General features: G+C 73.2%; 13 protein-coding genes and 3 pseudogenes. 6 read left to right on the top strand and 10 right to left on the bottom strand.

The window, feature by feature from the left end; translation table 11 throughout:
- Positions 1–30: 30 nt before the first annotated feature.
- The 4 genes from FF36_RS07495 to FF36_RS07480 form a co-directional block, all read right to left on the bottom strand.
- Positions 31–1020, bottom strand: a complete 990-nt coding sequence (locus FF36_RS07495; RefSeq protein ID WP_044884243.1) for a single stranded DNA-binding domain-containing protein — start codon at positions 1018–1020, stop codon at positions 31–33.
- Positions 1021–1212: 192 nt separating this feature from the next.
- On the bottom strand, positions 1213–2085 hold the full coding sequence (gene sucD, locus FF36_RS07490; RefSeq protein WP_044884242.1) for a succinate--CoA ligase subunit alpha: 873 nt from the start codon (positions 2083–2085) through the stop codon (positions 1213–1215).
- Between the two features lie 24 nt (positions 2086–2109).
- Positions 2110–3276, bottom strand: a complete 1167-nt coding sequence (sucC, locus tag FF36_RS07485) for an ADP-forming succinate--CoA ligase subunit beta (RefSeq protein ID WP_044884241.1) — start codon at positions 3274–3276, stop codon at positions 2110–2112.
- Between the two features lie 447 nt (positions 3277–3723).
- The gene (locus FF36_RS07480) at positions 3724–5877 is read right to left on the bottom strand and encodes a protein kinase domain-containing protein (RefSeq protein WP_044884240.1); all 2154 of its coding nucleotides are present in this window, start codon (positions 5875–5877) and stop codon (positions 3724–3726) included.
- A 303-nt stretch (positions 5878–6180) separates the two neighbouring features.
- Here FF36_RS07480 and FF36_RS07475 point away from each other — a divergent pair, with 303 nt between their 5' ends.
- The gene (locus FF36_RS07475) at positions 6181–7728 is read left to right on the top strand and encodes a carboxyl transferase domain-containing protein (RefSeq protein WP_044884239.1); all 1548 of its coding nucleotides are present in this window, start codon (positions 6181–6183) and stop codon (positions 7726–7728) included.
- Between the two features lie 325 nt (positions 7729–8053).
- Positions 8054–8410, top strand: a pseudogene (locus FF36_RS40340) (esterase/lipase family protein); the annotation flags it as partial.
- Between the two features lie 291 nt (positions 8411–8701).
- On the opposite strand, the pseudogene FF36_RS37355 reads toward FF36_RS40340, so the two are convergent.
- The 5 genes and pseudogenes from FF36_RS37355 to guaA (FF36_RS37345) all read right to left on the bottom strand — a co-directional run.
- Positions 8702–8786: pseudogene (locus tag FF36_RS37355) on the bottom strand (hypothetical protein); the annotation flags it as partial.
- Positions 8787–8793: 7 nt separating this feature from the next.
- Positions 8794–11230 (bottom strand): DNA helicase PcrA (pcrA, locus tag FF36_RS07460; RefSeq protein WP_242422359.1); only part of this gene is annotated, 2437 nt, incomplete at its 3' end.
- Between the two features lie 193 nt (positions 11231–11423).
- The gene (locus tag FF36_RS07455) at positions 11424–12716 is read right to left on the bottom strand and encodes a threonine ammonia-lyase (protein WP_128423507.1); all 1293 of its coding nucleotides are present in this window, start codon (positions 12714–12716) and stop codon (positions 11424–11426) included.
- A gap of 240 nt (positions 12717–12956) precedes the next feature.
- A pseudogene (guaA, locus tag FF36_RS37350) lies at positions 12957–13936 on the bottom strand (glutamine-hydrolyzing GMP synthase); the annotation flags it as partial.
- Position 13937: 1 nt separating this feature from the next.
- A partial coding sequence (gene guaA / locus FF36_RS37345) for a glutamine-hydrolyzing GMP synthase (protein WP_422615078.1) occupies positions 13938–14561 on the bottom strand: 624 nt, incomplete at its 3' end.
- A 517-nt stretch (positions 14562–15078) separates the two neighbouring features.
- Between guaA (FF36_RS37345) and FF36_RS07445 the strand changes: the two genes are divergently transcribed.
- From FF36_RS07445 to FF36_RS07430, 4 genes are read left to right on the top strand one after another with little or no spacing between them, the layout of a single operon-like run.
- Positions 15079–19077, top strand: coding sequence for a sensor histidine kinase (locus tag FF36_RS07445; protein ID WP_044884234.1), 3999 nt, complete (start codon positions 15079–15081; stop codon positions 19075–19077).
- The gene (locus FF36_RS07440; RefSeq protein ID WP_009740465.1) at positions 19074–19496 is read left to right on the top strand and encodes a roadblock/LC7 domain-containing protein; all 423 of its coding nucleotides are present in this window, start codon (positions 19074–19076) and stop codon (positions 19494–19496) included. The genes FF36_RS07445 and FF36_RS07440 overlap by 4 nt, the downstream gene beginning before the upstream one ends.
- 25 nt (positions 19497–19521) lie before the next feature.
- A complete protein-coding gene (locus FF36_RS07435; protein ID WP_011602350.1) occupies positions 19522–19881 on the top strand; it encodes a DUF742 domain-containing protein in 360 nt (119 codons plus the stop codon).
- Positions 19862–20458 carry a GTP-binding protein gene (locus FF36_RS07430; RefSeq protein ID WP_044884233.1) on the top strand — a complete coding sequence of 199 codons (597 nt, stop codon included), beginning with the start codon at positions 19862–19864 and terminating at the stop codon, positions 20456–20458. The genes FF36_RS07435 and FF36_RS07430 overlap by 20 nt, the downstream gene beginning before the upstream one ends.
- 89 nt (positions 20459–20547) lie before the next feature.
- Here the strand turns inward: FF36_RS07430 and FF36_RS07425 are convergent, their stop codons facing one another.
- Complete coding sequence (locus FF36_RS07425) at positions 20548–21957, bottom strand: ABC transporter substrate-binding protein (RefSeq protein WP_044884232.1); 1410 nt, start codon at positions 21955–21957, stop codon at positions 20548–20550.
- Positions 21958–24733: the final 2776 nt, after the last annotated feature.

Below are 24733 nucleotides of genomic sequence, written 5' to 3'. Positions count from 1 at the left end.
CGTCAGGCGGCGGGACGCCAGGCGCAGCGGCTAACGGTCCGCCGGCGGCTGCTGACCGTAGGCGCCCGGAGGCTGCGCCTGGCCATAACCAGGCTGCTGCTGAGGCTGCGGCGCCTGGGGCTGGGACTCCTGGTGCTGGGGCGCCTGAGGCTGGGGCGCCTGCGGCTGGGATGGCTGGCCATAACCAGGCTGCGGCTGGCCGTAGGCAGGCGGCTGGCCATAACCCGCAGGCGGCTGGCCGTAGCCCGCGGGCGGCTGGCCATAGCCACCCTGAGGCGCCTGGCCGTAGTTGCTGGTGGGCGGCGCACCGTAGCCGCTCTGCTGCGGCTGGCCATAACCACCCTGAGGCGGCTGCCCATAACCGACAGGAGGCTGGCCGTAGCCCTGCTGGGGCTGGCCATAACCGGGCTGGCCATAGCCGGGCTGGCCATAGCCGGGCTGGCCGTAACCGCCCGTCGGGGCGCCGTAGCCGGGCGTCGGCTGCTGGCCATAGGGCTGGCCGTAGGGAGGCTGGCCAGGAGGCGGCCAGGCACCGGGCACGCCAGGGCCACCCGGTCGGCCGCGGCCGGGGATGGTTGCACCGTTCGACAGCGCCGACAGGACACCGAAGACCGTCTGGGCGATGGCGGCGACGAGGGCGAGATAGAAGCCGTAGCTCGGCCCGGCATCCAGACCTTTCGCCACATCGGGGAACCTGATCCACCGGATGAGCAGGAGCAGGGCGGCGAACGCCGAGGCAGCCGGCAGAATCCACAGCGCCGACACCGGGCCGACATCCGGGATGCGGAGGTCGGCGAACAGGCGCGCCACGAGCAGACCGGCTACCGCGAGCACCAGCAGCACCGGGAACCACGAGTTGAACCCGAGCCCCCAGCCGTTCTCGTGCAACTCCGTGCTGCGGCCGAAGAACGCGTAGCTCACCGAGTACCACGGCAGGAAGCTCACGATGAACATGACCAGCCCGGAGGCGATCACGCCGATGTCGTTGGTCGCGACGCTACGACCGCCGATCTGTGCCACGACGGGAACCCCACTTCGTCAGGTCGGTCGGCACGACGACGCCGGTTCGCCCACGCACCGATGCAGGAGTCTTGCAGTCGTGGGGAGGTGAGGGAAGACATCCGCGTCCCTCACCTCCCCACGACCCACGACCCCTGGACCGTCTGGATGACGAGCCGCCGCGGGGCGCGGAGGCTCATCATCTAAACAGATCTACAACGACCGCATGATGTCAGCCATCAGGCGGGCGGTCTCGGACGGGGTCTTGCCCACCCGCACACCGGCCTTCTCGAGGGCTTCCTTCTTGGCCTGCGCGGTTCCGGACGAGCCGGACACGATGGCGCCGGCGTGGCCCATCGTCTTGCCCTCCGGCGCGGTGAAGCCGGCGACGTAGCCGACGACCGGCTTCGTCACGTGCGCCTCGATGTGGGCCGCGGCCCGCTCCTCGGCGTCGCCGCCGATCTCACCGATCATCACGATCGCGTCGGTGCCCGGGTCTGCCTGGAAGGCGTCGAGGGCGTCGATGTGGGTGGTGCCGATGACCGGGTCGCCACCGATGCCGACGCAGGTGGAGAAGCCGAACTCGCGCAGCTCGTACATCATCTGGTAGGTCAGCGTGCCGCTCTTGCTGACGAGGCCGATGCGGCCGCCGGGGGTGATGTCCGCCGGGATGATGCCGGCGTTGGACAGGCCGGGGCTGGCGATGCCCGGGCAGTTCGGCCCGATGATCCGGGTGGTGCCCTTGGACTGGCAGTACGCCCAGAACTCGGTCGTGTCGTGGACCGGCACACCCTCGGTGATGACCACCGCGAGCGGGATGGCCGCGTCGATCGCCTCGATCGCCGCGTCCTTGGTGAACTTCGGCGGAACGAAGATCACCGATACGTTCGCGCCGGCCTGCTCGATCGCGTCCGCGACGGAGCCGAACACCGGCACGCCCTCGACCTGCTGGCCGACCTTGCGCGGGTTCACCCCGGCCACGACGTTCGTGCCCGCGGCGAGCATCCGCTTGGTGTGCTTGGTGCCCTCCGAGCCGGTGATGCCCTGCACCACGACCCGGCTGTTCTCGTCAAGCCAGATAGCCATCGGTTCGCAATCCCTTCGCCCTGGTCAGGCCGCGGCCGCGGCGAGCTCGGCGGCGAGCTTCGCCGCGCCGTCCATCGTGTCGACCGGCTTGACCACCGGGAGGTTCGCCTCGGAGAGGATGCGACGACCCTCCTCGGCGTTGTTGCCGTCGAGGCGCACCACCAGCGGGGTGGTGACGTCACCGACGATCTTCAGCGCCTGCACGATGCCGTTGGCCACGGCGTCGCACGAGGTGATGCCGCCGAAGATGTTGACGAAGACACTCTTGACCGACGGGTCGCCGAGGATGATCGACAGGCCGTTCGCCATCACCTCGGCCGAGGCGCCGCCGCCGATGTCGAGGAAGTTCGCCGGGCGCTTGCCGCCGAACTCCTCGCCGGCGTAGGTCACCACGTCCAGCGTCGACATGACCAGGCCGGCACCGTTTCCGATGATCCCGACCTCGCCCTCGAGCTTGACGTAGTTGAGGCCCTTCTCCTTGGCCTTCTGCTCGAGCGGATCCACCGCGGAGACGTCGACGAACGCGGCGTTCTCCGGGTGCCGGAAATCAGCGTTCTCGTCGAGGCTGACCTTGCCGTCGAGTGCGACGACACGGCCGTCGGCGGTGAGGATGAGCGGGTTCACCTCGACCAGCGTCGCGTCGGACTTCACGAAGACGGTCCACAGCTTCGCCAGCAGCTCGGCGGCCCCGTCCAGCGCGGACTCGGGCAGCTTGGCGGCGACCGCGATCTCGCGAGCCTTCGCCGCGTCGACGCCGGTCAGCGGGTCGATCGCGATGCGGGCCAGCGCGTCCGGGTTGGTCGCGGCCACCTCCTCGATCTCCATGCCGCCCTCACGGGAGGCCATGGCAAGGAAGGTCCGGTTCGCCCGGTCCAGCAGGAAGGAGGCGTAGTACTCCTCCGCGATGTTGCTGGCCTCCTCGACGAGCACCGAATGGACCGTGTGGCCCTTGATGTCCATCCCGAGGATCGCCGTCGCCTTCGCGAAGGCGTCATCCGGCCCATCGGCCACCTTGACACCGCCGGCCTTGCCTCGGCCGCCGGCCTTGACCTGCGCCTTGACGACCACCTTGCCACCGAGTTCGGTGGCGATCGCGCGCGCCTCCTCAGGGGTGGTCGCCGTCTTCCCGGTGGGCACCGGAACGCCATGTTCGGCGAACAGCTTCTTCGCCTGGTATTCGAAGAGATCCACGGTCCGTCCAGTCGGATGCGGTCGTACGGGTTGGGTTACGTAGGGGGGCACAGAACGCCTGCGAGCCTACTGACGAGGCGGTTACGGCGCGCGTCACGCGGAGTGCCCCCGTGCGCAGCCGCCGGCGGCGACGAGCCGGGCGACACAGGGGCCGGCCGGTGCCGCCAATGGTGCCATCGCCCGGGCCCGGCCGGCCGGGTGCCCACGTCAGGCCCATCGATACAGGACAAATGAGGTGCACATCGCGCCCCGAGCGGCGCCGGCACGTCGCGCGGGGCCGGATCGCGCGTACGAGAAAAGACGCTGAGCGTGACCACCGCACGCGGCACCGCGAGCTGCCGTGGCCGAGGTCACGGAGTTGACCATCGGATATATGTCAGAAATCACACGGGAACAACACCGATCGTGGTCGACCTTCTGGCTGTTCCCGCCGGCTCGGCACGGAATTCACCGCACCGCGAGGACGATCAGCAGGCTGACGACCGTCAGCCCGATTCCGGTCCAACCCAGCGCGATCCCGAGGGCGGCGAGCCGCCGCCCCCGCTGGTTGTGCCGCCGAATCTGAGCCTGGGCCACCGAGCCGACCACGATCGCGGCGACGCTGCCCAGCCCGAAAAGCCAACCCAATGCCAGGACAACCGACAGCAGCGCCCGGCCGTTGAGGCCGTGTTCCACCGGGGTGGTGGGCGGGAACCGCCGAGCGTCCGAGCCCTCCCCGTCCCCGCCACCACCCACCGTCACGGGAAGGCGACGCCCGCGACCGCCCGGCGCCGCGACGGTCCCGCCCGGCGCGGCTGCGGCCGCCCGGCGCGGCGGCAGAGCGGGCAGCGGTGGGGCGGGCAGCGGCGCATATGCCGGGCGAGCCGACGACGCCCGGCTCGACGACGCCGGGGTCGACGGCGCCGGGGTTGAGGAGGGAGCCGAACTCGCGGGCCTGATCCACACCTGGAACTCCGACGGATCCGGCGGCCTCGCCGGCGGGGTCGGGTCCGGCGGCCGGATGGTGTCCTCCGCCTGGTCCGCCCGCGGCCGCGGGCGCGTCTCGCGAGACGCGGGCCAGGCGCCCCGATCCGGTGCCCGACTCTCCCCCGGGCCAGGACCGTCCGGGCGCGATCCGGGACGGATCTCGGGTGGCGCGGGACGGATCTCCTGGGGCGCGGGACGAGCCGGGAGTTCCCCGGGCCGCCCCGCACCCGCGGCGCGCGGGTCAGGCCGAGGTTCACGCCGGGGCCGGACGGGCGCCCGCGAGTCCGGTTCGTCGATGTCGTAGGTCCAGGGCGAGACGACCGGTTGGGATCCGGCGGGCGTCGAGGGCCCAGGGGGGACCCTGCCGGCCGGAGGGCTCGGGGTCGACGGCACAGAGGACGACGGCACAGAGGACGACGGCGCGGAGGACGAGGGCGCGGAGGACGACGGCGGCAGTGGCGAGGGCGGCAGCGGGGTCAGCCGGGAGGCCGGCAACGGCGGTGGCGGCGGGATCGTCGGCGGCGGCGAGACGGCGGGCCGGAACGCGGACGCGGGCGGCGGCGGGCCGACCGGCCAGGGACCTGAGGCGGGTGGCGGCCCCTGGACGGCGGGCGACCAACCACCCGCGGTGGACGGTCGGCCGTCGCCCGACACGGCGGGGTCGGACCGCCCGTCCCCCTCGGGCCCGTCGGCGGCACGCTCGCGGTCCCCGCCGGTCCACTCGCCGACGGGCAGGACGGTGAGACCCTCGCTCGCCGCCCGGGCCGTGCCGGTCCAGGTGCGTTCGAGGAAGTCACCCGCGACGGCATCGGCCTCGGTCACCCCCTGGACCTCCCGGCCGACCAGCGAGGCAAGCAGGGCGGAGGCGGTCGGCCGCTGCCGGGGGATCTTGGAAAGGGCCCCGGCCACCGACGTGAGCAGGTAGGCAGGCAGTGCGTCGAGGTCCGGGGTGTCCCGTTGTACGCGCAGGGCGAGCTTGTCCGGTGTCTCGGCGTGGAAGGGGTGGCGGCCGGTCGCCGCGTAGGTCACGCAGCTCGCCCACGCGAAGATGTCCGCCGAGGAGTCCGACGCATCCCCTCGCATCTGCTCGGGCGACATCCACGCCAGGGTCCCGATCACGTGCCCGGTGCGGGTCAGCGTGCTGCTGTCGCTGATGTGGGCGACACCGAAATCGATCACCTTCGGCCCGTCCCACGCCAGCAGGATGTTCGACGGCTTCAGATCACGGTGCACGACGCCCGCGGCATGGATGGCGACCAGCGCGTCGGCCAACCCGACCGCGAGGCCGCGGACGAGGTGGTTCTCCAGCCGGCCGCGGGCCCGGACCGCCTCGGCCAGGCTGATGCCCTCGACGTACTCGGTGACCATCCACGGTGCCGGGGCGTCGGTGTCTGCGTCGAGCACGGCGGCGACCGCGTTGCCCCGCACCCGCAGCGCCGCATGCACCTCGCGCTCGAACCTGCTGCGGAACTCGGCGTCCTCGGCGAGCTCCTCGGCGGCCACCTTCACCGCGACCGGATGTTGTTCCGGGGTGAAGCCGAGATAGACGGTCCCCATCCCCCCGGCGCCGATGCGGTTCTGCAGGCGGTACGGGCCGATCTGGCGGGGGTCGTCCTCCAGCAGCGGTGTGAGCATCCCTCTCCTCACTCCACTGATCTCGCGGGTACTGATCTCGCGGGTACTGATCTCGCGGGTACTGATCTCGCGGGTGTGGTGCGGGCACCCACCCGCTCAGGGGGCTGTGAACGAAAGGGTATGTCGCTGACTGCCGTGAAGCAGACTGCACGGTAGGTCACAGATGTCCCTTCCCTTCTGGCGTCGGGAGACATCCGAGCATCGCCCGGGGTGCGGCCAGTGAGCGTCCCGATGCGGCGTGTCCTGCAACACCGCCTCCGCCCGGGCCACCGCTCCGGCCGTTGCCGGCCCCAAGATGCGGAGATGGACAGTGACAGCCGACCGGGGCGGCAGACGTCCGCCGACTGGCGGGCAGACCTGCTCGCCGGCATCACGTTGAGGCCGGCGGCGGCCCCCGCGGTCAACCGTCTCGGCTGGCCGGACTACGACGGACGGCCGGCGCTTAGGTGGGGTGCCGGCCCGATCGCGGGAGTGCCGGCGGTCGCGGCGGTCTGGGACTTCGCCGTCCACGGCGGCAGCTTCGGCGAGGCGGACGCCGCCGGCTTCGCCGAGGCCGCGGCCGCGGCGGTCGCGAGCCGCCGGCCGCTGGTGTCGTTCCTGCGCAGCGGCGGTACCCGGTTGCAGGAGGGCGTCGCCGGGCTCGTCGGGCTGCCCCGCGCGGCCCTCGCGCTCGCGACGCTCGATGCGGCCGGGGTCGGCCACGTGGCCATCGCCGACCAGCCGACGACCGGCGGAGTCTGGGTCACCATCGGCTCGCGCTGTGACCTGCGCTGCGCGGTCGGCGGGGCGACGGTCGGCTTCGCCGGTCCCCGCGTGGTCGCGGCGACGACCGGGGCGCCGCCGCCCGCCGGCAGCCACACCGCGGCGTCCGCCTTCGCCGCCGGCCTCGTCGACGCCGCGCCCGCACCCGACGGCGTCACCGACTGGCTGCACCGGGCATTGATCGCGCTGACCCCACCGAGCCCGATCGAGCCGGCGGCACGGGCGAGTCCGCCGAGGCCGCCGAGGCCGTCGAGGCCGCTGGCGCCGCCGGTACGCACGGTGCGGGCCGATCTACCGGCGGGTTTCGAGAAGGTGGCCGCTCGCTCCGGCTGGGAACAGGTGGTGGCGGCCCGGACCGGCGAGCGTGCGGACGGTGCGACGGTGCTGCGCGCGCTGCTGCCCGACGGGGTCGATCTCGTCGGGCCCGATTCGCTGGTCGGTGCCCGCATCGGTGCCCTGCTCGGTGCCGGGACCGCGCCGCACGGCGGTGGCGGGACCGCCCCGCACGGCGGTGGCGGGATCCGCGCGGTGGTCGTTGCGGTCGGGGCCCGGCGCGGCAGCGCGCCGGGCCCGGCGGGGTACCGGCTGCTTGCCCGGGCCGCCCGGCTGGCGGGCAAGCTCGGGGTCGGGCTGGTGACGCTCGTCGACACCCCGGGCGCGGCCGGCGGCGCGCACGCCGAGTCCGCCGGGATCGCCGCGGCGATCGGGGACGCGATGGCGGCGGTCCTGGCCTGCCCCTCCCCGACCGTGTCTGTGGTGCTCGGCGAAGGCGGGTCGGGCGGCGCCCTCGCCGCAACAGTCACCGATATGGTCGCCATGACTCCGAACAGTTACTTCACGGCGCTCTCACCGGAAGGCGCCGCGACGACCCTGCGCATCCCGGTCGAGCAGGCGGCGGACCGGGCGGGGCTGCGCCCGACGGATCTGCACCGGCTCGGTTTCGCCGACTGCCTGCTGCCCGCGACCACCTCGGATCAGGTGGCGCAGGCGGCCGCGGGGCTGCTCGCCGAGCTCTCCTGGCAGGACCCGACACAGCGGCGGGAGTGGCGCCAGCAGCGATGGTCGACAGAACTACGTGACAGTCTGTAATCTTTTTGCGTTTCTCGATCCGGTCCCGGCGAGATCGGGCGAACGCGCACGGGTCCACCCCGCGACGGCGTGACGGCGCGACCAAGGAGGGTGATCGGCCATCGGCGAGCCGCTACCACCAGCACCCAGGCAGGCACCGACCCGCCGCGCGCTCGTCGCGGGTCTACGCGCCACCGGGGACAGCGCCCGCGGACTCGCCGTCGAGACCGCCTGGATCGCCGCTCATCTGGCCCTCTACCCGGCGAGCGCGCTGCGCCGCCAGCCGGACCGAGACGACGAACCGTACTCCCTCGACGGTCTGCCGCCGTTGCAGCGCGGCCTGCTGGTGCGCGCGCCCGATGCGGCCGGGACGCCGATCCTGCTGGTCCACGGGCTGGTCGACAATCGATCGGTCTTCGTCCGCCTGCACCATCAGCTACGCCGGCGGGGCTTTCGCCGGGTGCGGGCGGTCGAGCTGCCCCTGTGGACCACCACCGTCGAGGAGGGAGCCCGGGTGCTCGCCGATGCGGTGGCGGCCGCGGCGGGCGACGGCGGCCGCGTACACATCGTCGCCCACTCCCTGGGCGGCCTGGTGGCCCGCTACCACGTCCAGCGGATGGGCGGCGACCGGCAGGTCGACACGCTGATCACCCTCGCCACCCCGCACGGCGGCACCCGGCTGGCCGAGCTCGTACCCCGAGCGCTGCCCTATCCCCTGCTCGCCCAGTTACGGCCGGGCTCGCCGCTGCTGGTCGAGCTCGACCGCCCAGCGCCGGGGTGCCGGACGCGGTTCGTCGCGGTCGCCGCCGGGCGGGACACGGTGGTCCGCCCGGCCCAGGCCGCGCTTAACCATCCGGACCTGGACGCGGTGAACGTCACCGTCCCCGGGCTCGGTCATCACTCGCTGGCGTTCAACGGGGCGGTGACGCGCCGGGTTGCCGGGTGGCTGGCCGGGACGACGGCGCCGGAGCGGTCGGAGCTTCTCGACCGGGACTCAGAGCTTCTCGACCGGGGCGTAACGCAACAGCAGACGCTTGGTCCCGGCGTCCGCGCCGAAATCGATCGTCGCCTCGGCCGAANCCCCCNCCCCGCCGGTGGCGACGACGACGCCGAGGCCGAAGCTGTCGTGGGTCACCCGGTCGCCCTGGCGCAGCTCCAGCACGGGCCGCGCCGAGGGGCGGCCGCGGCCGGCGAACGGTGAGTTCGGCAGCGCCTTGCGGGCCGGTGTGCCCCCGCCGCCCGCACGGCCGCCGCCCTGCCCGGCCGTGCCCGACCCGAACCCGCCCGACCCGAACCCGCCGGTGCCGGAGCCGCCCCAGGGCCGGGCGGCCGGCTCCGGCGCCGCCTCGACGAGACGGCGCCAGTCGACCAGCGCGTCGGGCACCTCGCCGAGGAACCTCGACGGTGGGTTGTACGCCGGCTGCCCCCAGGCGCTACGGACGACCGAGCGGGTCAGGTACAGCCGGGAGCGGGCCCGGGTGACCCCCACGTAGGCCAGCCGGCGCTCCTCCTCCAACTGGGTGGGGTCGCCCAGGGTCCGCAGATGCGGGAAGACGCCGTCCTCCAGGCCGGTGAGGAAGACGACGGGGAACTCCAGGCCCTTGGCGCTGTGCAGGGTCATGAGGGTGACGACGCCGTCGGAGCCGTCGTCGGTGGGGACCTGGTCGGCGTCGGCGACCAGCGAGACCTGCTCGAGGAACTCGGCGAGGGTGCCCTCCGGATTGCGCTCGGTGAACTCCTGGACGACGCCGACCAGCTCCTGCAGGTTCTCCACCCGCCCCTGGGCCTCGACCGTGTCCTCCGCGAGAAGCTCGGACAGGTAGCCGGTGCGTTCGAGGACCGCCTCGACGACGGCCACCGGTCCGTCCGCCTCGATCGCGCGTAGCTCGGCGAGCAACGCCGCGAACTCGCGCACGGCCTTCGCCGAGCGGGTGGCGATCCCCGGCACCTCGCCGACGCGCTCCAGCGCCGCAGCGAACCCGATCCGCTCGACCTCGGCGAAGCCGGCGAGCGCCGCCTCGGCACGGTCCCCGATGCCGCGCCGCGGCACGTTGAGGATGCGGCGCAGGTTCACCGTGTCGTTCGGGTTGGCCAGCACCCGCAGGTAGGCGAGCAGGTCGCGGATCTCGCGACGCTCGTAGAAGCGCACCCCGCCGACGACCCGGTAGGGCAGCCCGACCCGGACGAAGATCTCCTCGAAGACCCGGCTCTGCGCGTTGGTCCGGTAGAACACCGCGACGTCCGCGGGCCGGGCCAGCCCCGCGTCGGTGAGCCGGTCGACCTCCTCGGCGACGAAGGCGGCCTCGTCGTGCTCGTTGTCGGCGACGAAGCCGACGATCTTCTCCCCGTCCCCCGCGTCGGACCACAGCCGCTTCGCCTTGCGCTGGTTGTTGCGCGCGATCACCGCGTTCGCAGCGGACAGGATGGTCTGGGTGGAGCGGTAGTTCTGCTCCAGCAGGATCACCGCGGCGTCGGGGAAGTCCTCCTCGAACTCCACGATGTTGCGGATGTTCGCCCCGCGGAAGGCGTAGATCGACTGATCGGCGTCACCGACGACGCAGAGCTCCGCGGGCGGCACGGCGCCCGACGCCCACGTGACGGTCGAGACCGGCGGGTCCGCCGACGCCCCCGACCCCGGCACGTCGGCCTCACCGTGCGCGGGCTGGCCGACGAGTTCCCGCACCAGGACGTACTGGGCGTGGTTGGTGTCCTGGTACTCGTCCACCAGCACGTGCCGGAACCGGCGCCGGTAGTGCTCGGCGACGTCGGGGAACGCCTGGAGCAGATTGACCGTCATCATGATCAGGTCGTCGAAGTCGAGCGCGTTGGCCTGGGCCAGCCGCTGCTGGTAGGCGGCGTAGACCTCGGCGACGGTGCGCTCCTGGTGGCTGCTCGCCCGGTCCCGGGCGGCCTCCCAGTCGATCAGCTCGTTCTTCAGGTTGCTGATCTGCGCGGCCAGCCCGCGTGCCGGGTGCCGCTTCGGGTCGAGGTCGAGATCCCGGGTGACCAGCGTAATCAGCCGCTGCGCGTCCGCGGCGTCGTAGATGGAGAAGGAGGACCCGTAGCCGAGCCGCTTCGCCTCTGACCGCAGGATGCGCACACAGGCCGAATGGAACGTGCTGACCCACATCGCCCGCGCCCGCGGGCCCACCAGCGCGCCGACCCGCTCCCGCATCTCGGCCGCGGCCTTGTTCGTGAACGTGATCGCCAGGATCTCCCCGGGCCGGACGCCCCGGGCCGCCAGCAGGTAGGCGATGCGATGAGCCAGCACCCGGGTCTTGCCGGAGCCCGCGCCCGCCACGACCAGCAACGGCGCGCCGATGTGCACCACGGCGGCCCGCTGCTGCGGGTTGAGCCCGTCGAGCAGGCCTTCGGCGTCGAGCCGGGGTGCCCCGCCGCCCGCGTCGCCACCCGCGGGCGAGGCGAGCACCGCCGGGCCGAACAGGTCGTAGGGCACGCCGCCGCCGACACCCGCGGCCGACTCGCCGAAGGCGCGGGGGGACTCACCGAACAGAGTGCTCATCAGACCTCGATCATACGTTCGACGCCGGACTGGTCGGAGCCGGGCTCGCCGGGGATGTGCCGCCTCCCGGACGGGCCGGGCGGCGGCCTGCCGCGGGGCGGCCCGTCGCGAAGTGCCACCCGGCCGCGACGTCACCGACCCACGTATCGCCACCTTATGGTCACCTCGGCCGCCCACCGCCCGGCGGGCCGGCTCAGGCCGTGGTCCGCAGCTCGCCGACGTCGTCGGTCGCGACCGCGGCCAGCGACTTGACTCGGCTGGCCACCCCGGGATCGATGTTGCCTCCCGACAGGATCGCCACGGTCGGCCCCTGGGCGAGGCCGCCGTGGCGCAGCAGCGCCGCGATCGGCGCGGCTCCGGCCGGCTCCACCGCGAGGCCGGCCCGCCGCAGCAGCACCATCGCCTCCCAGAAGGCGGCCTCGTCCACGGTCACCACCTCGTCGACCAGCCTGGTGGCGAGCGCGAAGGTCAGCGCGCCCGGTTCGCTCACCGCCATACCGTCGGCGATCGTGCGGGGCCTCGCCGCCGAGCGGGGCAGCATCGGCCGCCCTGACAGCCGGCTGCCGGGGATGACCGGGATGACCCGGCCGCGAGCCGCGGCGCCCGGCACATCGGTGACCGACAGATCGGTGACCGGCAGATCGGCAGTCAGCGGGACGGCGCCCGGCAGATCGGCGCCCACCACCGCGGTGAGCCGCCGACCGGCTCGCAGCGATATGGCGAAGGCGGGGGCCAGCACCGACTGCACCCCGATCACGCGCACCCCGGGTCGGCGGGCCCGCAGTGCCGCGGCAACCCCGCTGACGAGCCCGCCGCCGCCCACGCCGACCAGGACGGTGCCCAGGTCCGGCACCTGGTCCAGCAGCTCGAGGCCGATCGTGCCCTGCCCAGCCACCACAGCCGGGTCGTCGAAGGGATGCACGAGCAGGCGCCCGCCGCGAGCGGCGAAGTCGGCGGCCGCCGCGAGCGCGGCCTCCACGCCTCCAGGCACCTCCTCGACCCGCGCGCCCCACCGGCGGGTCCGGGCGACCTTGACGGGGTTCGCCCCCGCCGGCACGAAGATCGTCGCCGGGACGCCGAAGGCGGCCGCCGCGAACGCCACCCCCTGGGCGTGGTTGCCGGCACTGGCCGCGACGACCCCTCGGGCACGCGCCGCCGGGTCCGCGGTCGCCACTCGGTGGTAGGCGCCACGCAGTTTGAACGAGCCGGTGTGCTGCTCGTGCTCGCACTTGAACCACACGGGCGTGCCAAGCGCGGCCGACAGGCCGGGATCATGCACGACCCGGGTGCGCCGCGCCACGCCGTCGAGCACCCCGGCCGCCGCCTCGATGGCCGAGACACTCAGATCCGCCGCGGCACCCGGATCCGCCGCGGCACCCGGATCCGCCGCGGCACCTGGGTCCGCCTCAATGCTCAGGTCCGCCTCGCCAGGCCCGGGGTCACCGCCCCCGGGCGTGGGTTGGTCGTCTGCGGCTGGTGCGGTCATGATGCCTCTCCCGGCGGCTGTGCGGCCACCTCGCCGTGACCGCGGCAACAAAAAAGCCCCCCGCCGAGCAGGCGGAAGGCATGGCGCGCGGACCCGGAGCTCGGGTGCGCGCCTAAGTAATGGCCATCTTGTGCACGGTCACGATTCCCAGCGTGCTCCGGACTTGCCGGGACGTCAAACCGGGGGCGCCCGGCGGCGGTCAGGCCGCCGGGCCGGCCCCCTGCCGGCGAGCGGTCGGGCCTACTCCCACTCGATGGTGCCCGGGGGCTTCGAGGTGATGTCGTAGACGACCCGGTTGACCTGCCCCACCTCGTTGACGATCCGGTTGGAGATGCGTTCGAGCAGCCCGTAGGGCAGTCGCGCCCAGTCGGCGGTCATCGCGTCCTCGCTGGTGACCGCGCGCAGAACCACCGGGTGCCCGTAGGTGCGCTCGTCGCCCTGCACGCCGACCGACCGCACATCCGCGAGCAGCACCGCGAAGACCTGCCAGATCTCCCGGTCCAGCCCGGCCCGGCGGATCTCGTCGCGGACCACCTCGTCGGCAGCCCGGACCACGTCGAGCCGCTCGGGGGTGACCTCACCGATGATGCGAACGGCGAGTCCCGGGCCGGGGAACGGCTGGCGCCAGACGATCTCCTCGGGCAGGCCGAGCTCCTCGCCGAGGCGGCGGACCTCGTCCTTGAACAGGGTGCGCAACGGCTCGACCAGCCCGAACCGCAGATCCTCCGGCAGGCCACCGACGTTGTGGTGCGACTTGATCTTCGCGGCGGTCGGGGAACCGGACTCGATCACGTCGGGGTACAGCGTCCCCTGCACGAGGTGCTCGATCGTCGCACCCTCGGCCTCGGCGCGGGCCTCCAGCTCGCGGGCCGACTCCTCGAAGACCCGGATGAACTCCCGACCGATGATTTTCCGCTTGCGCTCCGGGTCGGTCACACCGGCCAGCGCCGCGGCGAACCGGTCGGCCGCCTTCACGTGAACGAGATCGACGCCGGTGGACGCGACGAAGTCCCGCTCGACCTGCTCGGCCTCGCCCGCCCGCAGCAGGCCGTGGTCCACGAAAACGCAGGTCAGGGCGTCACCAACGGCGCGGTGCACGAGCGCCGCGGCGACCGCGGAGTCCACCCCGCCGGACAGCCCGCAGATCAGCCGGCCCGAGCCGACCTGGGCGCGCACCGCCGCCACCGCCTCGTCGACGATGTTCACCATGGTCCAGGTCGNCCGGCAGCCCGCGCCCACCAGCAGGAAGTGCCGCAGCACGTCGAGTCCGCGCTCGCTGTGCACCACCTCCGGATGGAACTGGACGCCGTAGAGGCGGCGGGCCGGATCCTCGAAGGCGGCGACGGGGGTCGACGGGGTGGACGCCGTCACCCGGAAGCCGGGCGGCGCCGCGGTCACGGAATCACCGTGCGACATCCACACCTGCTGGGCGACCGGAAGGCCGTCGAACAGGACGCCTGGCTCGGTCACCGACAGGCGAGTCGCTCCGTACTCCGCTGTTCCGGTGCGGGCGACCGAGCCGGCCAGCGCCTGGGCCATCACCTGGTGGCCGTAGCAGATGCCGAGAATGGGCAGCCCGGTGTCGAACAACGCGGGGTCGACCCGAGGCGCTCCCGGCGAGTACACCGACTTCGGCCCACCGGAAAGGATCAGTGCGGACGGTCTGCGGGCGAGGATCTCGTCCACGGGCATGTCCCACGGCACGATCTCCGAGTACACATGGCATTCACGAACCCGCCGAGCGATCAGTTGGGCGTACTGCGCGCCAAAATCGATCACCAACACCGTGTCGTATCCGGGATGCCCCGGCGCACCGGCGCCCACGGGCGTGCCGGGCCTGGTCACCGGCGCCGTCGGGGCGCCCCCCGCCGGGCCCACGGCCCCCGGTCTCGCATCGTGACCAGCATCGCTGCGCTGCAACTCGCTCACCCCGCAAGCCTACGGACCCCGCGGCACCTGTGGGCCAGGCCTGCTCGGGCGGCCTTCCGGGCCCGGCCGCCGCCCGTGGGCGTCGTTCACGCGAGCGGGCGGCGCATCGCGGGCACCCCCCGAAGACCCGTAAGGACGGATGTCGCAGATGCCTGCTTTGCGCCTTCAGTGCCACTCACTGGGACAACCGCTACGTCACGATGGGCGTACGTTGTCGGGCTTCGCGAGGGTTACGCAGACGGTGACTCCGTGCGCCGTGACCACAACTGGCGTGCAGCCACCAACGCGCTTACGGTAGGCGCCTTTCGGATGCCGACTTCGTACCGCTATGGTGCCTGGCAAGGGACATCAGGGCCCGATACCGAGCCATCCTGGTACGACGTGTTCCGGGAGGCTGGCGGAGAGGTTGCGAAGGTACGTGCGCAGACAACCGATGGCCAGCAGCACGGGCATCGCCGCAGATCCGGAGCCGACCTCGGCGCCGGGTTTGCCCGTGGACACCGAAGACGGCGGGCAGCGCGACGATCGCCCCGCGGCGCCACCGGACCCCGCGGGGTCCGGTCTGGCGCGCCTTCGTCGCGCCGCCACCAACCCCACCAACTGGCGGGTCCGCACCAAGCTGATCGCGATTCTGGCCGTGCCGGTCGTCGCGATCCTGGTCTACTCCTCCATCGAGGCCAGCGCGGTGCTGACCAGCACCCGTGACGTGAACCGAATCTCGGATCTCACCGAGATCAGCCGGTCCGCGTCGACGCTCGCCCATGCCCTGCAGACGGAACGGACGTACAGCACCGGCTTCGTGGCGAGCGGCCCGGTCGGTTCTCGCGACGCCGCCGCCGTCCCGCCCAGCCAGGCGGCGGTGAACGATGCCTACCAGGCCTACAAGGCGGTGGCCAACGGACGGCGTGGTTCCTTCGGCAGCGAGGTTCGGCGAGCCCTCGACGACGTCCAGACCCGGATGGACTCGCTGCCCGCGAAGCGGCAGACGATCCAAAGAGTTGTCGACCCGAAAGCCGTCCAGACGACCTTTCAGCCGATCATCGACTCCCTGGTCAACCTGGTCCAGCTCATCCCACAGGGAAATGACGACCAGCAGCTCGACGACGGTGTCAATACGGCCTACTTCCTCATGTCGGGGACGGAACTCCTCGCGCAGCAGCAGGCCCTCGTCTACAGCCTGCTTCCGCGCGGCAGCAACCAGCTCTTCACTGAAGGTGACTATCGCGAGTTCCTCTCGGCCGAGACGCAGCGAGCACGGGAGCGGGACGACCTCGAAAACGTCGCCGGACCAGCCCAGCACGCCATCTACAACCCGACAATCGACACCGAAAACAATGGCGACATCCGCAACACCCAGATTTACGTCGAGGAGGTCCTGGACGCGCCCATCGGCCAGCCGCTGACCGTCATCGAGTCGGAGAAGTGGAACCGGGCGACCCAGGAGACCATCGACACCAGCACCGCCGCCACGGACAAGCTCCTGGCGCTCGTCGACGACCGGGTCGACACCCTGCGCGGCAACATCCAGCACCGGGCGCTGCTGTCCGGTCTGCTCATCGTGCTCATCCTCGCCGCCGCCCTGCTGTCCGCGCTCGTCGTGGCGCGGTCGCTGGTCCGACCGCTGCTGGCGCTACGGACCGCGGCGCTCGACATCGCCGACCGCCGGCTGCCGGAGGCCGTCCGCCGCCTGCGTGACTCCACCGACCAGGACATCGACGACTCGATCGAACCGGTCGGTATCAACACCGACGAGGAGGTCGGTGAAGTCGCCCGGGCCTTCGACGAGGTCCACCGTGAGGCGATCCGGCTGGCCTCCGAGCAGGCGTCGCTGCGAAACAACGTCAACGCGATGTTCGTGAACCTCTCCCGGCGCAGCCAGGGGCTGGTCGAACGCCAGCTCCGCCTGATCGACGACCTGGAGAACCGCGAGCAGGACCCCGACCAGCTCTCCAACCTGTTCAAGCTGGACCACCTCGCCACTCGAATGCGGCGGAACAACGAGAGCCTGCTGGTCCTCGCCGGCACGGACACCGCCCGCCGCTGGACGCACCCCGTGCCCCTCAACGAGGTGGTCCTGGCCGCCATCTCCGAGGTGGAGCAGTACACCCGGGTGAAGCAGACCTCGGCCGCGCCGGTGTCCATCGCCGGCAACGGTGTCAGCGACGTCGTCCACCTCGTCGCCGAGCTGCTGGAGAACGCCACCTCGTACTCGCCGCCGGTCACCGAGGTGCTCGTGACCAGCCATTCACTCGGCCCCGGCGCCGGCGCGATGATCGAGATCGAGGACCAGGGCATCGGCATGCCGGCCAAGGAGCTCGAGCGGGTCAACGAGCGGCTGGCCAATCCCCCGGTCGTCGACGTGTCGGTGTCGCGGACGATGGGCCTGTTCGCCGTCGGCCGGCTGGCCGGCCGGCACGGTATTCGCGTCCAGTTGCGCGAGTCGGCGTCGGGCGGCATCACCGCCGTCGTCCGGCTGCCCGCGAAGCTGGTCACCGGCGACAGTGCCGCCGGCACCGCGCCCGGCCGTCCCCCGGCCCTGAACCGGCCCTCGACCGCCCCGGCGATCGGCGGCCCCGGCCCCGGCGGACGGCCCGCGGAACGCGCCGAGCGACCGAGTGCCGAGCGACCGAGTAACGGCGTGGCGCCCGACCGCGCGAACGGGGCGGCGACCCCGGCGGGTACCGGCGCGAGCAACGGGATGAGCAACGGGCACCGGCCCGAGTCGGAACCCGCGACGCGGGAGAACGTCTTCGACGACTCCAGCGGTCCGCGGCGCTTCCCCAACACCGGCCCGTTTCCGCTGACCGGCCCGCTGGCCGCGCAGCTCGGCTCCGACCGAACCGGCCCGATGCCCACCACGGACCGGCGCAACTTCGGTCTGGAGGAGTTCTCCCCCGGCCTGGACGACCGCAACGACCGCAACGACGAGACCGGCGGCACGGCGCCGACCCCGTCGACCGCGCCACGCGAGGTCGACGGCGGCACCCCACGCCGGGCTGCCCAGTTCCCGGGTACTGCGCCGCAGGACCGGGCGCCAGACGGCCCCGACGACGACCGCGACCCGCGGGACTTCGACAGCCAGGAGATCGACCTCGGCGTCCGGCCCGGCCACGACACCGGGCCACGCGGCCGCGCGGCGACACCGCCCGGCGGTGCCGCCACCGGCGGCGCGGCTCCCCGCGGTGCGTCACCCGGTGGGGTCACCCCCGACACCGAGGCCATCGACCGGCGCGGGCCGGCGGCCCGGCGCGACCAGCCCGCACCGGACATCACGAGCCCCGTGTCGTTCGGGGACAACCGCTGGCCGACCCGCCCCCGGCCGGCGGACACCGAGCCCGCCACGGGCGAGCAGCCCGAGGCGGCGCCGAAGCTCCCCGTCCGGGAGCGCCCGAACCTCCGGGACCGCGCCGATCACGACGCACCCCGGCAGCCGGTCGAGCCGGTCATCACACGCCCGGGCGACGTGTTCGCCCGGGCTGAGGACCGGCCCGAACCACAGGCACGGCCGCGCCCCGAGCCCGCCACCGGATCGCAGGCACCGACCGGCCTGCGGCCGCCGATCCGCCCGCAGACGCCGGCCGGTCCCCAGCCACGGACCGGTCCCCAGCCACAGGCAGGACCGCAGACGCCGACCGCGCCCGGCCGCGTCGCGGAGCCGGCGCCTGCCGAGATCACCGGCGAGCAGGCCACGGCCGAGTCGGAGACCGACGACGTCGAAACCTCGCCGATCTTCGACTCCGTATCCGCGTGGTTCCAGCGCCGGACGCCGGCTGACGCGGCATCGGCCCAGCGCAAGACCCCCGCGGCCGCCGCGGCCGCCGCGCGTGCGGCCGGTGAGCCGCCGGCTGCGGTCCCGGCCCGGCCGGTCGGGCGTCCCGGCATCGGCGGGGCCTTCGGGCAGCGTGGTCCGGCCCGTCCGGCCGCCGAGCCCGGCACGGGTGCCCGCCCGGCGCCGGCGGCCGAGCCGGCCGCCCCGGCGCCGGTACCCGCGTTCGCGGCGCCGCACCAGTCCCCGCCTCCCGGCGGCCCGCTGCGGCCGGGGTCCGGCCCGCAGCCCCAGCCCGCGGCGGCCCAGTCCCACCAGCCGCCGGCACAGCACCAGTCGGTGCCACAGCACCAGTCGGCACAGCCGCCGGACCGGGGAGGCTGGAGCTCTCCCGGGGACGCCGGCTGGCAGGCAGCCGAGTCGTTGCGCCAGCCCAGCACCGGTGGCGTGACGCGATCGGGCCTGCCGGTGCGAGTTCCCATGACCCATCTCGTGCCCGGCAGCGCCGAACCCGCGCCAAGCCGGGGTCCCGCCGAAACCTCGACCAGGTCTCCCGAGGCCGTCGGTGGCCGGCTTGCCAGCTTCTACCAGGGCGTGCGGCAGGGACGTGATGTCGGAGTCGACACCACGAGGAATCCTCGACGTGACCCGCAGGAGGAACGGTGACACCCGTGAGTTCTGAGGCTCAGAACCTCAACTGGTTGATCAACAATTTTGTCGATCGCGTCCCGGGTGTCGCCCACACCGTGGTGGTGTCCGCGGACGGGCTGCTGTTGGCCGTCTCCGACGGCTTCCCCCGCGACCGGGCCGACCAGCTCGCCGCGGTGGCCTCCGGGCTGGTGAGCCTGACCCAGGGGGCGGCGCGCGTGTTCGAGGCGGGCGCCGTGACGCAGAGCGTCGTCGAGATGGAACACGGCTTCCTGTTCATCATGTCGATCAGCGACGGGGCGAGCATGGCCGTGCTGGCAGCGCCGTCGTGCGACATCGGCCTGGTCGGCTACGAGATGGCCCTGCTGGTCAGCCGGGCGAAGGATGTCCTCACCCCGGCGCTGCGCGCCGAGCTGCAGGGAACGCTTCCGCGGTGAACGAGCGGCAGCACAGGGAGTCAGGGTGAGTATCGATCCCGAGAACGCGCCCGGTCCGGTCGTCCGTCCCTACGCGATGACCGGCGGGCGTACTCGGTCACGCTACGAGCTCGCCATCGAGGCGCTCGTCTTCACGACGCCGCTCGGCGAGGAACGGGCCATCGGCCTCAACCTCGAGCAACAGACCATCGCCGCCATGTGCCGGCAGGTGCGATCCATCGCGGAGATCGCCGCCGGGCTCCGGGTGCCTCTGGGCGTCGCCCGTGTGCTGGTCGGCGACATGGCGGACGAAGGCTTCGTCCGCGTCCACCAGCAGCCTGACCGCGACGAGGCACCGGATCTCGCGTTGCTCGAAAGGGTTCTCAGTGGCCTTCGAAAGCTCTGACAACAGACGGGTCAACTCCTCCGTCGCCACGACCTCGGTGAAGATCGTGGTGGCGGGAGGATTCGGCGCCGGGAAGACCACCTTTGTGGGCTCGGTGTCAGAAATTGTCCCGTTGCGTACCGAGGCCGTCATGACCGAGGCGGGAGCCCACGTCGACGACCTCACCCACCTGTCCGACAAGACCACGACCACGGTCGCGATGGACTTCGGCCGCGTCTCTCTCGATGAGGACCTGATCCTGTACCTGTTCGGGACGCCTGGGCAGTACCGCTTCTGGTTCATGTGGGACGACATCGTCCGGGGCGCCATCGGCGCGATCGTCCTGGCCGACACCCGCCGGCTGGCGGACTGCTTCGCCGCCGTCGACTACTTCGAGCAGCGTCAACTGCCGTTCGTCATCGGCGTCAACTGCTTCGACGGAATCCTTCGGCACTCCATCGAGGATGTCCGCGAGGCGTTGCAGATCAGCCCGACCGTGCCGATCATCACCTGCGACGCCCGCAACCGGGACTCGACCAAGAGCGCGCTGATCGCCGTGGTCGAGCACACGATGTCGCGGGCAGCCGCTCGCGCCTGACCCGCTACAACGCCTGACCCGCTACAACGCGAGGGGCCCCGGGACGCGCGTCCCGGGGCCCCTCGCGTTGTGCGTCGGCGGGCCGCCGCTCAGACCGGCGTCGGGAGCGGGCTCAACTGCGCGTCCACCCCGACCTTGCTGTTGCCGCTGTTGTTCACGACCTTGAGCGCGAAGTCGTTGTCGACCTGGTCCCACTGCCCGCCGACCAGGGCGGTACGGGCCACGTTCTTCGGCACGTTCGACTGGGATCCGAACGCCACCGGGCCGACGATCGTCTGGGCGTCGACCTCCTTGACGGCCGCGGCGATCGCCTCCCGGTCCAGCGAGGCGGCGCCGCCGAGTGCCTTCACCGCCACCTCGAACAGCGCATAGGTGAAGCCCAGCGCCTGCGTCCAGCCACGACCGCGGGCGCTGGCGAAGTCACTGGCCAGATCCTGGGAGGTCTTGTTGGTCAGCGAGCTGCGGTAGGGATGTGACGGCGACCAGGCGACCTCGGTGGTCAGCCCGTTGCCGTTGGACCCGAGCGCCCGGACGTCCTCCTGGAAGATCAGCGCCTTCGACACGGTCAGCGCCTTCGGGGTGAAGTCCGCGGTCCGGGTCTGGCGCCGGAAGGCGGCGAAGTCCGCGGCCTGGGCGATCCCGACGACGGCCTGGACGCCGGCGGCCTTGAACGCGGTCAGGTACGACTCGAACGACGCCGCTCCCGGCTGGTAGCCCGAGCTCGCCGGCGAGATCAGCTGAAAATCGAAGTTGCGGATGGTGGGAATTCCGAAGTCTGGATTGGCGAATGCCTGACCGTCATCGTCCGCGGGATACATCAGCCCCACCTTGGTGATCCCGAGCTGGCGCCACATGGCCACATAGGTGGCGACGACGTCCTCCATCCCCCAGTAAAAGTGGTAGGTCCAGTGGAAGGGCATGTCGACGTTACCGCCGCGCCCGTTCCACCAGGACTGCCAGGGGGCGTTCGTCGAGATACAGGGAACCTGGTTGATCTCGCACTGATCGGCGACCGGAATGGCCGTGTCCGAGGTTCCACCGACCAGGACGATGTCGACCTTGTCCTTGAAGATCAGGTCGGTCGCGGCGATCCCGGCCCGGTGCCGGTCGGACTCCGAGTCGCGGACGAAAATCTCCACCGGGTAGCTGCGGCCGCCCACCTTGACCCCGTCGGCGAGGAGCGACTGCATCGTCTGGACGACGTACGAATCGACCACGCTGTAGGAGCTGAGCGGCCCGGTGCGGGAGGTCACGTACCCGAGGCGCACCTTGCGCGGGCCATCGGAGGACGACGACCCGCCGCAGGCGGCGAGCAGCCCGGCGGCCGGCGCGGCCACCGCGGCGGTTCCGGCCCAGCGGAGCAGACTGCGCCGGTCGACGGCCGGTCGACCGGTCCCGACAGCCGCCGGGACGCCGCCGCCCACCCCGCCAGCCACATCCTTCTCGTTGCCGGCGGCTGAACGCCGCCAGCCACCCATACCACGGTCAGACCTGAGCATGGCACCTGATCCTGCCGCACCGCCGTCTAAACCCGACAACCGGGGTAGGTAGCCGACCGGCCGGCATCGCCGACCCCCCGGTTAGAACAGACATTTCGCCGTTCCCGCTTACAGTCAGCATAGGGACGGATGTTCTCAGTTCACTCCGCAGATTCGATGCGGTGCAGTCCCGCCAGCCTTGAGATCCAGGGTGCCCTGCGCCTTGCCGCGGATTCCGTCCCCCGGCTTGGCGATGTGCATCGCCGAGAGATCCTTCAGCGGACCGCTGGTGAACCGCACGTCGCCGATCACATTCCCGCCGTCGTTGCCGGCCACGGGAGTGATCGTGTACTGGCCGGCAGTACCGTTCCAGGTGTAGTCACCGGCCGTGCGTGCGACCACCAGCACCCCCACCACGTCGTGGGACAGACTGATCGGGTCGGTGACGGTGACCAGGCGGCACTGCCAGCTACCGTCGATCATCGCCTTGCCGGTGAGGGCGTCCGGGTTGGTCGTCGCCGGGCCGGACGACGTGTCGGCCGTCGGGCTCGGAGCGGCCGTCCCGCCACCCCCGTTGCCGCCACCGCGCAGCAGGACATAGCCGCCGACCGCCAGCAGCGCCACGACCAGCGCGACCGCCAGCGGGCCGATCCAGCCCTGCCGGAGCCAGGCCAGCCGGTCCTCGAACGGCGGCTCGTCGTCGGGCGTCGCGTCCCGGTGGTCGGTCGGTTCCAGCAGACCCGAGGACGTCGCCGCGCGTGCGGACCGCCGCTGCGGACCCGCATGGCCGCCGGTGGTATCCGCTCGCCGACCCGTGGCGCGGCGGGCCCCCGGCCCGGTCGCACCGCCCCGGGCCGCCCGGTCAGCCGCCGTGCGCCGCCGCCGCTCGCCGGTGTCGGAGCGGCCGTCCGCGCGGCCGTCGGCGGTGGACCGTCCCGCAGACGGGGCGGAGACCGGTTGCAGGCTGTCGGTGTCGGTCACCGGATTCGGCGTGCGGCGGCGATCAGCGGGCACGCTGCGGCCGCTCGGCTTCCGCACGGTCCGGGACGGCTGCCAACCGCTGTCGTCCTCCCCCGCCGGGTCCGCCGCGCTGCCCCGCCCCCGGCCCGATGCTCGCCGAGTGACCAGGGAGGTCATCTCGGCCGGCGTCTCGGGTCGCCGCCCGGTCGGACCGGCCGTGCCGGCGCCGCGCCCGCCCGCCTTGCCGGGCTGCCCGGGACTGCCGGCGGGCTGCCCGCCGGTAGCCGGCGCATCCGGCCGGTACAGCGGCCGGGCCGTCGTCATCGTCTCCTCGATCCGCCGCGGGGGCGGGTCGGCGGCTCGCAGGCCGACCGGGGCCGCGTCCGGCGCAACCGGGGCGGCACCGGACCGGTCTGCGCCCGTCGAGGCCCCCTCCCGGGCGGGGGGGACGAGACGCTCCCCCGCTGGCGAGGCAGCGGGCGCGCGCCAGCCGGTGCCGGCTCCCCCAGCTCCAGGCGCCCCGGTTCCGGGCCCGCGGCGGCGGCGTGCCGTCGGCAACGGCCCGGACAGGGGATCGTCCCGATCGGCGAGCGACCCGGGGATGCCGGGCGGCGGCAGCGGGCGGACGAAGCTGCCGGTATCGGCCAACGGGTTGCGCCAGCCCGAAGCGCCGGGCGCGCCCTGCGGCGCATCCCGGGGGCGTTCCGGTCGAGCGGTGGGCGCCGCGGCGGCGCCGGACCGCCCGCGGCCGACCGCAGGCCTCTGCCCGTTCCCGGCGGCGGGTCCCGACAGGCTTGCCGGCTCCGCACCGGCGCTGAGAAGGGGGCCGGAACCCGCGCGGTCGTACAACCCTCCGCTCACGGGCGCCGCCGCCGCGCCGGCGGCGAACGCCTCGCCGGCAGTCTGGCCGCGCCCCCCGGGGTCCCCCGGTCTGCCGGCGCCCGCGGCTCCGGGGACGGACTCCCGCGCAGCCGGGTAGGCGCCCACCCCGCCGAAGCCGCGCGGCGGCACCGACGGGTAGTCGGGGGCCTGCCCGCCCGTCTCCCAGCCCGCCTGGGCCGGGTCGGCCGCGGGTGACGCCGGCAGCCGTAGCCGCGGCGAGCTGTGGCCATTCCACGGGTCCGTCTGCCGGGGGGCCTCCCGCCCGCTGCCCGCGGTGGCGGGCAGGTCCGCCCCGCCCGGCGGCCCGTAGCCGCCGGGGCCGGTCCAACCCGTGCCGCGACCGCCGGGCGCCGCCGGCCGAGCCGGCTGCGGGCCGGCGCCGGTCACGCCGAAGCCGTCCGGCCCCACTCGCTGCTGCGTCCCGGGCTGCGGCTGGCGTGCCGGCGTGAACGGCGAGCCGGTTGGCCGACCGGCCGTTCCCGGCGGCGTGGCTGCGGCTGCAGGCCCGGCTCCAGCCACGGGCAGGGCGGAGGCCGCGGAAAAGCCCGTGGACGCCGGCGAGCCGGCGGGTGCGGGCGGCGGGNACGCGGCCTGTCGCGGTGCCGCGGCCGGGTAGGGCGCCTGGGGCTGGGACGACAGCGGGATCGGACCGGTGCGGGGACCGGTGGCGGGGACCGGACGGGCGGAGATGGGGAAACCGCCGGTGAACGGGTCGGAGTAGCCGCCGGCGGACCGGTCCGCCGCGGGCGCGGCAGGCCGGGGTGAGTCACCGACGCGCACCGAGTCCGCGGACGGACCACCCCACGCCTGCTGGCCACCGGGCCCGGTCCGGCCACCGGCCACCGGCGATCCGACCCGGTCGCTGCCCGGGTCCAGTCGGGCGGACGGACCAGCCGGGGTGGTGCCGGCGGGTGCGGGCGGCGCCGGGGGCGACATCGACGGCAGGTTGGTCATC

It is taken from the genome of Frankia torreyi (assembly GCF_000948395.1).
GTDB classification, from domain to species: domain Bacteria; phylum Actinomycetota; class Actinomycetes; order Frankiales; family Frankiaceae; genus Frankia; species Frankia torreyi.
The sequence above is the reverse complement of the archived record's forward strand: the minus strand, read 5'-3'. Positions and strand labels throughout refer to the sequence as shown.